Source organism: Neobacillus sp. D3-1R (genome assembly GCF_052180215.1).
In the GTDB taxonomy this organism is placed as follows: domain Bacteria; phylum Bacillota; class Bacilli; order Bacillales; family Cytobacillaceae; genus Pseudoneobacillus.
This window is the reverse complement of sequence record NZ_CP197471.1, coordinates 2,411,139-2,425,282: the sequence shown is the minus strand read 5'-3', so window position 1 is coordinate 2,425,282 and position 14,144 is coordinate 2,411,139. Positions and strand designations below refer to the sequence as shown.

15 protein-coding genes and 1 riboswitch are annotated in these 14,144 nt (G+C 33.6%); of the genes, 13 read left to right on the top strand and 2 right to left on the bottom strand.

Features of this window, described 5'->3' with window-relative positions; all coding sequences use genetic code 11:
• The first annotated feature begins 43 nt into the window (after positions 1 to 43).
• From ACSBPO_RS12470 to ACSBPO_RS12415, 12 genes are all read left to right on the top strand, one after another.
• Positions 44 to 1,207 (top strand): NAD(P)/FAD-dependent oxidoreductase, encoded by a 1,164-nt coding sequence (locus tag ACSBPO_RS12470; protein WP_442593701.1) that lies wholly within the window; start codon positions 44 to 46, stop codon positions 1,205 to 1,207.
• 22 nt (positions 1,208 to 1,229) lie between these two features.
• Positions 1,230 to 2,117 (top strand): RNA polymerase sigma-70 factor, encoded by an 888-nt coding sequence (locus ACSBPO_RS12465; protein WP_442593699.1) that lies wholly within the window; start codon positions 1,230 to 1,232, stop codon positions 2,115 to 2,117.
• 259 nt (positions 2,118 to 2,376) lie between these two features.
• On the top strand, positions 2,377 to 3,714 hold the full coding sequence (locus ACSBPO_RS12460) for an MFS transporter (protein ID WP_442593697.1): 1,338 nt from the start codon (positions 2,377 to 2,379) through the stop codon (positions 3,712 to 3,714).
• Positions 3,715 to 4,216: 502 nt separating this feature from the next.
• A riboswitch (PreQ1 riboswitch) is annotated at positions 4,217 to 4,259 on the top strand.
• 54 nt (positions 4,260 to 4,313) lie between these two features.
• A complete protein-coding gene (queC, locus tag ACSBPO_RS12455) occupies positions 4,314 to 4,982 on the top strand; it encodes a 7-cyano-7-deazaguanine synthase QueC (RefSeq protein WP_442593695.1) in 669 nt (222 codons plus the stop codon).
• Positions 4,969 to 5,442, top strand: a complete 474-nt coding sequence (gene queD / locus ACSBPO_RS12450) for a 6-carboxytetrahydropterin synthase QueD (protein ID WP_442593693.1) — start codon at positions 4,969 to 4,971, stop codon at positions 5,440 to 5,442. The genes queC and queD overlap by 14 nt, the downstream gene beginning before the upstream one ends.
• Positions 5,439 to 6,167, top strand: a complete 729-nt coding sequence (gene queE / locus ACSBPO_RS12445) for a 7-carboxy-7-deazaguanine synthase QueE (protein ID WP_442593691.1) — start codon at positions 5,439 to 5,441, stop codon at positions 6,165 to 6,167. The genes queD and queE overlap by 4 nt, the downstream gene beginning before the upstream one ends.
• Positions 6,168 to 6,488: 321 nt before the next feature.
• Entirely contained in the window at positions 6,489 to 7,577 is a 1,089-nt protein-coding gene (locus ACSBPO_RS12440) for an alpha/beta fold hydrolase (protein ID WP_442593689.1), read from the top strand.
• A 44-nt stretch (positions 7,578 to 7,621) separates the two neighbouring features.
• Positions 7,622 to 8,077 carry a DUF3052 domain-containing protein gene (locus ACSBPO_RS12435; RefSeq protein WP_442593687.1) on the top strand — a complete coding sequence of 152 codons (456 nt, stop codon included), beginning with the start codon at positions 7,622 to 7,624 and terminating at the stop codon, positions 8,075 to 8,077.
• 165 nt (positions 8,078 to 8,242) lie between these two features.
• A complete protein-coding gene (locus tag ACSBPO_RS12430; protein WP_442593685.1) occupies positions 8,243 to 8,866 on the top strand; it encodes a TetR/AcrR family transcriptional regulator in 624 nt (207 codons plus the stop codon).
• A gap of 26 nt (positions 8,867 to 8,892) precedes the next feature.
• Positions 8,893 to 9,768: an ABC transporter ATP-binding protein gene (locus tag ACSBPO_RS12425; RefSeq protein WP_442593683.1), complete on the top strand. Its 876-nt coding sequence runs from the start codon at positions 8,893 to 8,895 to the stop codon at positions 9,766 to 9,768.
• Positions 9,769 to 9,783: 15 nt separating this feature from the next.
• A complete protein-coding gene (locus ACSBPO_RS12420; protein ID WP_442593681.1) occupies positions 9,784 to 10,581 on the top strand; it encodes an ABC transporter permease subunit in 798 nt (265 codons plus the stop codon).
• Positions 10,582 to 10,603: 22 nt separating this feature from the next.
• Positions 10,604 to 11,401 carry an ABC transporter permease subunit gene (locus ACSBPO_RS12415; RefSeq protein ID WP_442593679.1) on the top strand — a complete coding sequence of 266 codons (798 nt, stop codon included), beginning with the start codon at positions 10,604 to 10,606 and terminating at the stop codon, positions 11,399 to 11,401.
• A 222-nt stretch (positions 11,402 to 11,623) separates the two neighbouring features.
• Here ACSBPO_RS12415 and ACSBPO_RS12410 read toward each other — a convergent pair whose 3' ends face one another.
• Positions 11,624 to 12,475, bottom strand: a complete 852-nt coding sequence (locus ACSBPO_RS12410) for a TIGR03943 family putative permease subunit (RefSeq protein ID WP_442593677.1) — start codon at positions 12,473 to 12,475, stop codon at positions 11,624 to 11,626.
• Positions 12,476 to 12,487: 12 nt separating this feature from the next.
• A complete protein-coding gene (locus tag ACSBPO_RS12405) occupies positions 12,488 to 13,375 on the bottom strand; it encodes a permease (RefSeq protein WP_442593675.1) in 888 nt (295 codons plus the stop codon).
• Between the two features lie 179 nt (positions 13,376 to 13,554).
• On the opposite strand from ACSBPO_RS12405, the gene ACSBPO_RS12400 reads away from it, so the two are divergent.
• Positions 13,555 to 14,109, top strand: a complete 555-nt coding sequence (locus ACSBPO_RS12400; protein WP_442593673.1) for a GNAT family N-acetyltransferase — start codon at positions 13,555 to 13,557, stop codon at positions 14,107 to 14,109.
• Positions 14,110 to 14,144 lie beyond the last annotated feature (35 nt).

Genomic DNA, 14,144 nt, shown 5'->3' with positions numbered 1-14,144 from the left:
ATCGTTTTATTTAAAATAATCAATTTAGGAGTGAGTTGATATTATGAATACACAAAAGACGATTGTTATTTTAGGTGGCGGTTATGCAGGAATTAATCTTATCAAACAATTAAAAAATGAATTTTCTGGTCGACTTAATAATGAAATAAAAATAATACTAATTGATAAAAATAGCTTTCATTTTAAAAAGGTAAAGTTGTTCAAGGCAATCGTAGAGGACAATATAAGTTCATTACATGTACCATTGGAATCCTATTGTGGATCTGAAATAGAATTTATCCAGGGTGAGTTAACTACTATTCAACAACTAGATCAAGAAATCACAGTTAAATTGAAATCAGATGAATCGATTACCATTCATTACGACTATTTGGTTCTTGCTTTAGGAAGTATTGTATCTGAAGTTTACCCTAATAGAGGCGGTATCTCTCTTTGTAGTATTCAAAATGCACAAAAAACCAGAGAGGATTTACTTCAACTAATTTCAGGAAAAGAAAAACTTCGTGTGGCCATCGTTGGTGGAGGAATTACTGGAATAGAAACCTCTGCCGAATTATTACATTGGCTAAAAAAAGAGGCATATAATAAAGGAATATCTCCAGAAAATATTGAAATAATGCTATTTAATAAGAATCAAAGATTATTAAATGACCTCCCATTTAAAGTTAGCCAACGTTTACAAAATAGATTAAAAGGATTAGGAGTATCCATTCATCATTATGCCGAAGTTAAAGAATTTCAACAGGATAAAGTTTACCTAGCTGACGGTGGAATGATGGAAGCAGATTATTGCATTTGGACAGTGGGATTAAAACCAAATCCCTGCCTTAAAACAATGGGGCTTTCATTAAATAGAGATGGAAAAATTGAAACAGATTCAAGCTACCATTTTAGTCATAACAAAAATATTTATGCCATTGGGGATTGTGCATTTATTGTTGATCCTAAAACAGGTGTCGCTGCAGGAATGACTTGTAAAGAAGCCATTGCGCAAGCTCAAAAACTCGCAAAAATTATTAAGGATGATTTAAAAGGAATTCAAGCGAGTAAGCACAAGTCCATGCCAAATCTATATTGTATTGGTCTGGGTCCAAATGATGGGTTTGTTTGGACTCAGAGATGGGGAATTAATTTTACCATTACCGGTAAAATCGGAGCGGAAATTCGGGAGTATACTTGGGATCTAGCAAGTTTATTTTTTAAATAGGTAGGAAGGGAGGTATATAAAAATGGGATTAACAGAACTCTTTTTAGGGAATCAACCACTACTCTTTTCTATTGCCTATAGAATGACTGGAACTGTTTCAGATGCTGAAGATATTTTACAGGATGTATACTTACACGCAAGAGAGAAAGATGTTGAAAATCTTGATAATCCAAGAGCATACCTCTGTAAAATGGTAACCAATCACAGTCTAGACTTTCTTAAATCAGCTAGGAAAAAACGGGAAGTTTATATTGGTCCTTGGTTACCGGAACCGCTCATTATTCAAGAAAATCATCCTTATTCAGAGCTAATAAAGGAAGAAAGCATTTCTTTTGCGCTATTAGTTTTATTAGAAAAATTAAATCCAATTGAAAGAGCTGTTTTTATCCTTCGCGAAGTGTTGGATTACAATTATAGTGCTATTGCTGAGATTGTTGGTAAGAATGCGAACAATTGTAGAAAAATTTTTAGTCGGGTTAAAGATAAATTACCACCATTAAGTTTAGAAAACACCGGAATACCAAATGAAAGTCATGAAACGATTATTCATACCTTTATATCCGCATTAAATAATGGTAACATCCAGCAAATAGAAGATCTATTAGCTCGAGACGTTGTATTATTTTCTGATGGTGGAGGAAAAGTTTATGCGGCTCTTAAACCAGTAGTTTCAAGCAAACTTGTCCTACGTTTTATAACCAATCTTCTTCAACAGTATAATCAAACTACTACTTATACGGACCCAACCCTTAAGCTTGTTAATATTAATGGTCAAACAGGGCTGCTAACAATTGACCAAAACCATATCAAAACAGTCATTTGTTTTCAAGTTGATAATCAACAAATGAAAGAAATATATATTGTTAGAAATCCGGAAAAACTTAAGCATGTTAAAGAGATTACGAATTAATCCTGTGTTCTTTTGAATGCAGGTTTTTTTATGTTAGGGAACAGTCTTGAGACGGAAAGAAGCGATAAAAAATATCCAACTTTAAATGGAGGTACAATCGTCTTTTAGTGCGGAGGCATTTTATTATTAGTAAACTATTATTAGATATATAGATATGTAAAATAATAAAAATTTCCAAAATTAAAAAAATATTATAAAATAGAATATATAGTCTATTTTATAATTGATTTTATTAAATATAAGTGAAATGGGGAATAAGATGAGAAAATATTCATTTCGAACATTTTTGATGATATGGGTGGGGCAATTAGTCTCAGTTATTGGAACAGGTCTAACTCAGTTTGGCCTTGGTGTCTGGGTTTTAAAAGAAACGGGGTCCATTACACAATTTTCATTGATCATTATGTTTGCCAGTGTTCCTGCCATACTAGCTTCACCATTTGCTGGTGTCATCGTTGATAAATGGAAACGAAAATGGGTGATGATCATCAGTGACACAATCTCTGGATTAAGTACTTTTACTATTTTTATACTAATATATTTAAATTTATTTGAAGTTTGGCATTTATATATTGCGGCAGCCATTTCATCATTTTTTAGCTCATTTCAGTTTCCTGCCTATCAAGCAACCATCCCTTTACTTGTTTCTAAAGAACAATTAGGACGTGCAAATGGAATGATTCAAATGGCCGAAGCACTTTCGGTTGTGTTTGCACCCGTAATGGCTGGTTTCTTAATTGTTGCAATTGGAATTAAGGGGATTCTATTAATCGATTTCGTAACCTTCTTAGTTGCTGTTTCCACTTTACTAATTGTTAAGTTTCCTGAACTATTAGTAAACGAAAAAGATCAACAAAAGATTTCATTCTTCCAAGATGCAATATATGGATGGAAATACATCATGGATCGCCCGGGTTTACGCGGTTTTCTTAGCTACTTTGCAATAGCGAATTTATTATTAGGATTTTTTAATGTACTGCTACAGCCATTACTTTTGTCTTTTACAAATGAAAAAATGTTAGGGATTGCGTTATCCATTACAGGGATTGGGATGCTAATAGGTGGCACAACAATGAGCATTTGGGGTGGAGCTAAAAGACGTGTATTATCCGTGCTTGGCTCAGGAATGGCAGGTGGAATATTTCTTATCCTAGTCGGTTTGAAAGAATCTGTTGTTTTAATTACGGCAGCCACCTTTTTTATTTTTATTGTTCTGCCAGTTGGAAATGCTGCCAGCCAAGCCATTTGGCAGAGTAAAGTTCCGCTAAATGTTCAAGGGAGAGTATTTGCTCTCCGCCGAATGATTGCCATGTCTCTTTCACCCATCGCATATATTAGCGCAGGTCCACTTGTGGAGAGAGTTTTTAATCCAATTACGAAAGATAGCAGCTTTTCACCATTGATTGGAAGAATGATTGGTATTGGTGACGGCCGCGGGATAGGCTTGCTGTTTATCGCATTAGGTATGATATGGACAATATCATCCATTCTTATTTATTTAAATCCTCGGGTGCGTGATCTCGAGGAGGAAATTCCTGACGCAATACCAAGTGAAGTTGGTAATAAAGGAGAAGAAATCATAGCCACTACCCATTAAAGATTGGTCGCCATAATAAACATGGCGACTATTTTTTTAGGAAAGGTGTGAAAAAACTTAATCTTTATGTGTAACAAGTATGAGAAGATTCTCGTCAAATACAAAAAGAAGAGAATTGTACATAAATGAGGGAGAATAATGGTGAAGAAAACGGCATGTACTTTGAAGTTATTCAGTAAGTTGATAGCGAATAATACAATGGTTATGACAACGTCAAAAATCAATCAACTTTACAAAAGACAATCAATGAATACCTACCAAGATTTAAAGATTGTTAGCACGGCTGCTCTACAATGTTGGTCTGGTCTATCTATTTCGAAGGATAGTAATCTTAAACACAATAATATGAAAAATATGACTAAAAAGTAATCTGCCTCGTTGGATGAGGCAGTTTTTTTTTACCTTTTCTAAGGTGGTAAGGTCAATGTAAAAAGATCATTTTTTATTTTTGTTATTTAAATAGGTTAAAAGAATATGTTATAATGACACGTATGTAATTTTATAGTCAGAGGTTCTAGCTACCCTCTATAAAAAACTAAGGATAAACAGTACTACTGTCTTAGTGGTGCTGTTTTTTCCGTTTAAAGGAGTTTTAGACAATGAAAAATGATAAAGCGATTGTTGTATTTAGCGGTGGTCAAGATAGCACAACATGTTTGTTTTGGGCTTTAAAACAATTTAAAGAAGTTGAAGCAGTCACATTTAATTATAATCAGCGTCATAGCTTGGAAATTGAATGCGCAAAAAATATTGCTAATGAATTAGGTGTTAAACACCATATTTTAGATATGTCATTATTAAATCAATTAGCACCTAATGCCCTAACTCGACCTGATATCGAGGTAACGGATGGTGGAGAAGGTGAACTGCCATCAACCTTTGTTCCTGGACGTAATCTCGTATTTTTAACCTTCACAGGAATTTTAGCACGCCAAGTAGGAGCCAAACATTTAGTTACAGGTGTCTGTGAAACGGATTTTAGTGGTTACCCTGATTGTCGTGATGTGTTTGTTAAATCTCTTAATGTTACCTTAAATCTCTCAATGGATGATACATTCGTTATTCATACACCATTAATGTGGTTAAATAAAGCAGAAACTTGGGCTTTAGCCCATCAATTAGAAGCGTTTGAATTTGTACGTGAAAAAACGTTAACTTGTTATAACGGTGTTATTTCTGATGGATGTGGACAGTGTCCTGCATGTGTTTTAAGGAAAAGAGGACTTGATGATTTCCTAAAGGGGGAAGTTAGCGATGTACGGATTTAGAATCGTGGATAAACTCCAAAAAATAGACGAAGACATCCAACGTAATCAGTTGAAATACCATTCCAAGCGTGTATTAGTAAGTAAGGAATTCACCTTTGATGCGGCCCATCATTTACATGCCTATGAAGGAAAATGCAAAAATCTCCATGGTCACACGTATAAAGTCGTTTTTGGGATAAGTGGTTTTGTGGATGATATCGGGTTAATGATTGATTTCGGTGATATAAAAGAAATTTGGAAAAATGAGATTGAGATTTTTCTAGATCATCGATACTTGAATGAAACTTTACCATCGATGAACACAACGGCTGAAAATATGGTCGTTTGGATTTATGAAAAAATGAAAGAATCCTTATTAAATAGAAAAAATCAGTATCAGCAAGCAAGAGTGGAGTTTGTCCGATTATATGAAACTCCTACAAGTTACGCAGAGGCTAGACGGGAGTGGATGGAAGAATGAGTAGAATTCCAGTAATGGAGATTTTTGGTCCGACCATACAGGGAGAAGGAATGGTGATTGGACAAAAAACAATGTTCGTTCGTACAGCTGGATGCGATTATTCGTGCAGTTGGTGTGATTCTGCATTTACTTGGGATGGTAGCGGAAAAGATGATATTAAACAAATGGATGCTAATGAAATTTGGACTGAACTAAAAGCGGTTGGTCAAAGTAATTTTTCGTTTGTTACTATTTCTGGTGGGAATCCAGCTCTACTTAAGAATTTAGATTCTCTGATTAGTATTTTAAAAGAAAATCAGATAAAAATAGGGATTGAAACCCAAGGAAGTAAATGGCAAGATTGGCTGCTCGATATCAATGAGCTGACCATTTCCCCGAAGCCACCAAGTTCAAATATGGTTACAAACTTTGAAATTTTAGATCACATTTTTCAAAAATTAGAAGCGGGAAATTTTAAGGGGAATGTCAGTTTAAAAGTTGTTATTTTTAATGAAGCGGATCTGGATTTTGCAAAAACGGTTCATAAAAGGTATTCCAATATACCATTCTATTTACAAGTTGGAAACGATGATGTGACTAATCCAAATAATATTGAACTGATTCAAAATTTATTAAATAATTATGAAACGTTAATTAATAGAGTAATGGCTGACAATGAATTAAATAATGTAAAAGTATTACCGCAGCTTCATGCCCTTATTTGGGGAAATAAAAGGGGCGTTTAAGAAGAAAACTTTTTACTTTTTTTAGACCTAAAATACCTATTTTAGGTCTTTTTATGGTTAAGGAATTTATTAATTTTAAACATGTGAATAACTTAGGACGAAGTTTTTCGTAATCCAGCTCCAGCGCCTAGCCCCTCGAGGTCATATAACCTGTTTTGTAAGAAGTCAAAGTGCAGACTTCTTACAAAACAGAACATTTGCTTGTCGGGGCTGATCGAGGCGCTTGCGCTTTTTGTTCTTGAATTTGTCGAAAAAAAGGAAATAGGTCTTTTGTCTCGAATATTTTACTTGAAACAAAATTCATTTGATAGGAAGAAAAAAATGCTAACAATATTACTTATCCTTATCATATTTATGACAATGGCAATTGTAGCGAGCCTTATTATTAGAAAGATAAAACAGAAAAAAGTAAGAAGAACTATCTCAGCAATAAAAGAAGTTGGTGGGATTAGTGAGATAGACATTGTCGAAATTGGAGGCATTAAACAACATATTGTTTTTGAAGGTGCTGATCGGAAGAAGCCAGTATGTTTATTTATTCACGGTGGTCCCGGTTCCCCCTTTCCATTTGGGGTAAGCTCACGCTCTATATTCCCTGATCTGACTGAAAATATGATAGCTGTTTATTTTGATCAAAGGGGGTCAGGTAAAAGCTATAACAAAAACATCGATATTCAATCAATGAATCTCGAACAGTTTATCTCGGATGCGAATGAAGTCGTTGATTATACAAGAGATAAAATGAAAAAAGATAAAATTTATATTGTTGGTAATTCTTTCGGTACTATAGTAGGAACTGAATTAGCATACCGTTATCCTGAAAAGTTTCATGCCTACATTGGATTAGGTCAAATTTCAAATATCATGGAAGGGCAAAAGCTTGCTTATGATTGGTTAAAAACTGAAGCAACAAATAAACATGATCAAAAAACATTAGGCATATTAGAGAAAATAGGAGAACCTCCTTTTTACCATGGGAAACAAGAAGGTAGATTTGGTGATTTGTTAAATAAATACCCTGGCTATAACTATTCAGATGATCAGACAGAAAAGGCGAGTATTTTCAGTATAATTAAAGGGGCGTTTATTTCTCCGGATTATACACTTTCTGATATTTATAAAGTTCTGGTCTCTGGTCCAAAGTTTAGTTTATTTGATAGTAAAGATTTACAGAATAAGATTATTCGTACAAATTTTATCGGAAGAATCATCGAATTTAAAACATCCATATATTTTATTCAGGGTATACATGATAAGGTTGCTAACTATGATTTAACAAAAGAATACTTTGAGATCATACAAACTACTGGAAATAAGGAGTTTATTAGTTTAGAAAATTCGGCGCATTATCCGAATAAAGAAGACTTTGAGAAATTTAAAAGGGAATTAATTAGAATTGTTAATTCTTAAATTGTTGGTTGTTTAATGTAAAAACGGTAAGGAGTGTATTCATAATGTCAGAGGCTCAAGCAATATTAAAAAAGTTAAATTATAAGGACAACGGACAATCGGTATTAGTCATAAATGCTCCTAATTCATATAATAAAGTTTTAGAGGTCTTTATTGGTGAAGTTCATAAGGAAATAAGAGATGAATCTTATGATTTTATACAAGTGTTTGGAACGAATAATGTAGAGTTAAAGGAACTTGCACTTGGCGTTTCTACCTTAATCAGTGATGATGGCTTACTTTGGCTATGTTATCCAAAGAAATCATCAAAGGCATATAAAGATTCGGATTGCAGTCGTGAAACTGTCATGGGTATGCTGGCTGATCAAGGTTATGAACCGGTCCGTATGGTGGCTATTGACGAGGATTGGTCGGCTTTACGTTTCCGAAAACCTGAAAATATTAAATCTATGAAACGCAAATTTGCTGTAACGGAAGCAGGAAAGCAACGTGCAGAATAAAAATGAAAAATGAAACAACCCCTCTAAAGCTTTAGTGCTTTAGGGGGTTTTTTGTATATTAATGTATTTAATAAATTTTTCCAATTTATACATTGACCAGAGTAGTCAGTGGGAGTAAACTTTAATTGACCGGATTGGTCAATTGAGTATTACCGGAGGAAAGGCATGTTCTCAAAATTTTTTAATTTAGATTTAGAAAAGCAAGAACGTATCATAAATGCAGCCGTTAAGGAATTTGCTCAAAAAGGGTATGTTAAAGCATCTACCAATGAAATCGTAAAAGAGGCAGGGATTTCTAAGGGCTTGTTATTTCACTATTTTAATAACAAACAAGAGCTTTTCTTGTTTTTATATGATTATCTAATTGATCTTATCATGAATGATTTTTACGCAAAAATCGATTGGACAGAAAAAGATTTACTGCTAAAGCTCAAGCAAATCACTATGATGAAATTTGAATTATTTTCAAGATTTCCTGACATGTTTGACTTTGTCCGAATGGCCTATGAGGAAGAAGCGTATGAGATAAAAAAGGAACTTGAAAAAAGAAATAAAGATGCTATTGCTAGTAGCTATCGTAAGCTTTTTGAAAATGTTGATGCTTCATTATTTAAAGAAGGTATTGATGTACAAAGAGCTATTGCCATTATCATGTGGACGATGGAGGGATTAGGAAATCAGTTACAGGAGAAAACGAGAATTTTACCATTAAATCAAATAAAGATTGATGAGATTTTAACTGAAATGGATGTCTATATTGAAACACTAAAAAAAGGCTTTTATAAGTAATAGAAATAGCAGGGAGGGTAATTTAGATGAATGTTATTGAAATTAACCATTTGACAAAAATGTATGGTAACGCTAGAGGAATTACTGATATTAGTTTTAATGTGGAACAGGGTGAAATTTTTGGATTTATTGGTCCAAATGGTGCTGGTAAATCAACCACCATTCGAACCTTACTTTCACTCATTTATCCAACTAGTGGCAGTGCAAAGATTTTTGGAAAAGACTGTATTCAATTTGGTCCTGAAATAAAAAAAGAAATAGGTTATTTACCGTCTGAAGTATTTTACTATGACAATATGAAAGTAAAAGATTTATTAAAATACTCTGCCAGCTTTTACAAAAAAGATTGTAATAAAAGAATAAAAGAGCTCGCTGAGATTATGGATTTAGACCTCAATAAGAAAATTGATGACCTTTCCTTAGGTAACAAAAAGAAAGTGGGTATTGTGCTAGGGTTATTGCATGAACCTAAACTCATCATTTTGGATGAGCCAACTAGCGGATTAGATCCTCTTATGCAACAACGTTTTTTTGAATTGCTTGAAGAAGAAAACCGAAAAGGGGCAACGATTTTATTTTCTTCACACATTCTAAGTGAGGTTCAACGATTATGTAATCGGGTTGCCATCATTAAAGAGGGTAAGATTATAACAGTTGAAAAGATTAGTACATTAAAAGAAAATACCTACAAAAAATTTAAGGTTGAGTCAAAAAAGAAAATAGACCCACTCTCTTTTACTATTAGTGGAGTAACAAATTTGGTCACTAATGGGAATATCACAAGCTTCATATTTAGAGGAGATCTGAACCTCATGTTGAAAAAACTTTCCGAAATGGAATTAACCAATCTATGGATCGAGGAACCAGACTTAGAAGAAATCTTTATGCATTACTATGAATAGGAGGTTTAGAAAGCTATGAATATCTTTTTATACGAATGGAAGGCTTATCGAAAGTCAACCATTATTTGGTCAATCGTTTTACTAACATTAGTGGTACTTTTTATGTCAATGTTTCCCTCCATTTCTAAGGATGCAGTACAATATAAAAAGTTGCTTGAAGGATATCCGGAAGGTGTAAGAAAAGCAATTGGTCTTAATATTGATAGCTTTTTTTCTCTACTTGGCTTCTATTCATATTCTTTTCTGTATATTACCCTTTGTGGGGCCATCCAGGCTATGAATTTAGGAGTCTCCATAGTTAGTAAGGAAGTCAGAGAAAAAACAGCTGACTTTCTATTAACAAAACCAGTTACACGTTCAAGTATTATAACTTCTAAAGTTATGGCGGCATTGACAGCATTATTGGTCACAAATATTGTTTTTATTATAGGGTCCAGCTTAGTAGCCTCCCAAGTAAAAGTAGAGGATTTCAGTAAACAGGCATTTTTTCTTATCTCGTTAACTTTACTCTTTACACAGTTCATTTTTTTTGCGCTAGGACTCGTTTTATCAATATTGATGAAAAAAATTAAATCTGTTATTACCGTTTCGCTTGGAACAGTGTTTTTCTTTTTTATAATAGCCATGCTAAGTTCAACAAGTGGAGATGGTGTAGAACGCTATTTATCTCCTTTTAAATTTTTTGATACAGCCTATATTATCAAACATTCAAGCTATGAACTTTCTTTTTTAATTACTGGGATTGTGATTATGATCGTTTCCATTTTTACAAGCTATTTGGTTTATATAAAAAAGGATATCCATACCGCTTAAAAATAGGAAAGGAGGGACAGGAATGAATATTTTCTGGCGTGAATTAAAAGCCAGCAGAAAATCACTTATTATTTGGTGTATCGGAGTCATTTTCATGATTATATCCAGCATGAGTAAATATGCTGGGATGTCATCTTCAGGTCAATCCATGAATGAATTGATGGAAAGTATGCCTAAATCACTTCAAGCAATAATGGGTGCAGGAGCTTTTGATTTGTCAAAGGCTAGTGGCTATTACGGGACCATTTTTCTATATTTATTGTTAATGGCAACTATTCATGCAGTTATGATAGGAGCCAATATTGTATCAAAAGAAGAAAGGGATCATACTGCCGAGTTCTTATTTGTAAAACCAATCTCAAAAAAGAACATAATCACTTTTAAACTAGCAGCAGCCCTTTTACAAATCATTGTATTTAATATAATTACACTGATTTCTTCAATTCTTGCTGTTGCTAAGTATAGCAGTGGGGAAAAGGTGACATATGACATCACTTTATTAATGCTGGCGATGTTTATTTTACAACTTTTGTTTATGGTGATTGGCAGTGCCTTGGCTGCTGTTATGGAAAATCCCAAATCTTCAACAGCGCTTTCAACAGGACTTTTATTAATAACGTTTATTTTATCCATCATAATTGATTTAAATAGAAATTTAGAGAGTTTGAACTACTTTACTCCATTTAAATACTTTGAAGCTAAAAATATAATGTATGGTGGAAGTTTTGACATTCCATTTGTCATATTATCACTTGTTTTAATTGCTACACTTTCGACTATTACATTTGTGTTTTTTCAAAAAAGAGATTTACATTTGTAAATGATGGGGAAATCTAAAAAGGAACCTCTTTTAAAAAGAGGTTCCTTTAAGAGAAGATGAATTCTCCACCTATTTGAAAGTCGATCCAGTAAACTTTATATGATTACCATTGGTTATCATCTAGTCTCTTATCTTGTAGCTGGCATTATTATCGGGTTAATGTAAAAAAACAGCAAATTGAGATCTTTCGCTCATATTGCTGTTTTTTTGTTGGTCTTTTATTTATTGATATCCCCTATATACATATTGTTCCTTTGGAGCATTGGTTTTTGACCAACTTTCCACTTTCACATATGGAATATTTGTCTTAAATGGCTGATAGTAGATGGTTGATAACTTACCTTTAACCGAAATCCACTGATCATTATTTAACTTTGTTCCTTCAGGCATATCCACCATCATTCCAAAAACTCCTGAATCGGCAATACAATGGATCACACCGAACCGAAAAACAAAAAGTTGGTCTTTATCCGCTGATTCTTCATCGTGAAAAACAAATCCAGTAAATTCTATTTCCTTTCCATCAAACTCGCCTGGGAAATTATAGATTGTTTCCATTGCTTTCAAATAATTTGTATCAGTTAATACAATGGAATTCTTTGAAATTAAATTCTTCTTATCTTTATTGATTAATTCACGATAAGCTTCCTCACCAAAGTATACACTCGTATCGGGACGTAAAAATTGCTGCTGTGCGTAAGGGTCACCTTTACCCTCATTATAGATAGGAAAATGAAAACCTTTTGCCTTTACTATATTTGAGTCAAGAGTAGCTACTGGAAAAAACAGTCCAGATATGATTGGGAAGGCAAAGATAGGGTAAACAATTAATTTTTTATACCATTTGTCTTCCTTTGAATGATGATGACCACAATGGTCATGTTCACAGTCATGATGATTTTGTTCTTCCTTAAGAATAATGATGATTTGAACAATTGATAAGATAGCTAAAGCAATACCAGCACTAATGGAAAGATAAGAATATTTCATATTGATATATTTACTAATTTCACCTGAAGTGTGTAGGTGCATAATTAAAAAAGTGAAGCAAATTAATATAAGTCCTCTTACCATAATCGACCCACCTTAAAATAGTAATGAGTATAAGAATACGACAATCGTAACTGTCGAGATAACGATAAAAACTAGCCTTCTATTAAAAGTGCCTAACATCATTAGTAAATTTTTTATATCAAGCATTGGACCAAACACTAAAAAGGCAACTATTGCTCCGGTAGAAAATGTTGTTCTGAATGAGGAAGCAATAAATGCATCAGCTTCGGAACAGAGAGATAGAATAAAAGCAAGAGCCATCATAACTAATGATGATGATGCTTGACCTTGTCCGATTGAAACAAGTGTAGAGGTTTTAATAAAGGTTTGCACACACGCAGCAATTAATGAACCAACAATTAAATACTTACCCATTGAGAAAAATTCTTCAACTGCATGCTCAAGAGTCTGCCACATTTTCTTTTTAAAAGAAATAGGAGCTACAGAGTGTTGATGTGAGTGAAGTTTTTCAAGCAAAGGATTTCCTCTATATAAAAATGCAATGACAAGACCAACAATAATGGATACTAAAGCAGCTCCCAATGCTCTGTAAAATGCCATTCTCCAATCACTACCAAAGGCAATATAAGTAGAGAACAAGACAACAGGATTTATGATTGGTCCCGTTAGCATAAAAGCAATACCAGCGTATATAGGAACACCTTTTTGGACTAATCTTTTTACTATAGGGACAATTCCGCATTCACAAGCAGGAAACAAAGCTCCTAGGAAGCTAGCAAAAAGGACAGCTAATATTGGATTTTTAGGCATGATTTTTGCCACCATCTCTTCTGTGACAAACATTTGAATGATACCAGCAATTATGACTCCTAAAATAACAAAGGGCAAAGCTTCTATTAATATAGAAATAAATATGGTGTTCATTTGAAAAAAGGACTGTTGTAGTTGTGAGTTTATCATTTTGATACCTCCAAGATAGAAGGATACTTTTCCGTAAACCACTATACTCTGATTTTTACCATTCGTCTATTATTAAATTATAGAAACATCGTTCTACAAAAAGATAAGATCTGTCTCATTACATGTATAAATATGGTAAAATTTTTTGAGATGAATCTTTTTAATAGGAGGAGAAATATATGAGTCTATTTGAAACACAACCAATAATAGAAACAAAACGATTTTTATTGAGACAAATGACATTAGATGATGCACAAGCTGTATTTGAAAACTTATCTGACCCTGATGTGACAAAGGATATGGGAGTTAGTCCATTTCAAAGTGTCGAGGATGCAATAAGTCTAATTAACTTTATGAATAACCTTTTCGAACAAAATATCGCACTCAGATGGGGAGTTATAAGAAAAGAAGATCAACAGTTAGTTGGAACATGCGGCTTTAATGCTTGGGATACCAATCGTGGTTCACGAGTTGAAATTGCCTATGACCTAGGTAAAGCATACTGGAGAAAAGGATATATGTCCGAAATTTTAGAGTCACTTATTCAGTTTAGTTTCGAACAAGTTGGGTTTCACCGTGTTGAAGCACTTACAAATCTTGATGCGACACCATCCATGAATCTACTCATGAAACTAGGCTTTAAAGAGGATGGTATCCTAAGAGGTTACGCGGCACACGAAGGTCATTATGTTGACCAAAGATGTTTTTCACTACTAAAACATGAGTGGAAGTAATGAAAATATCAATCTAAAACAGCAGTTCTATACTG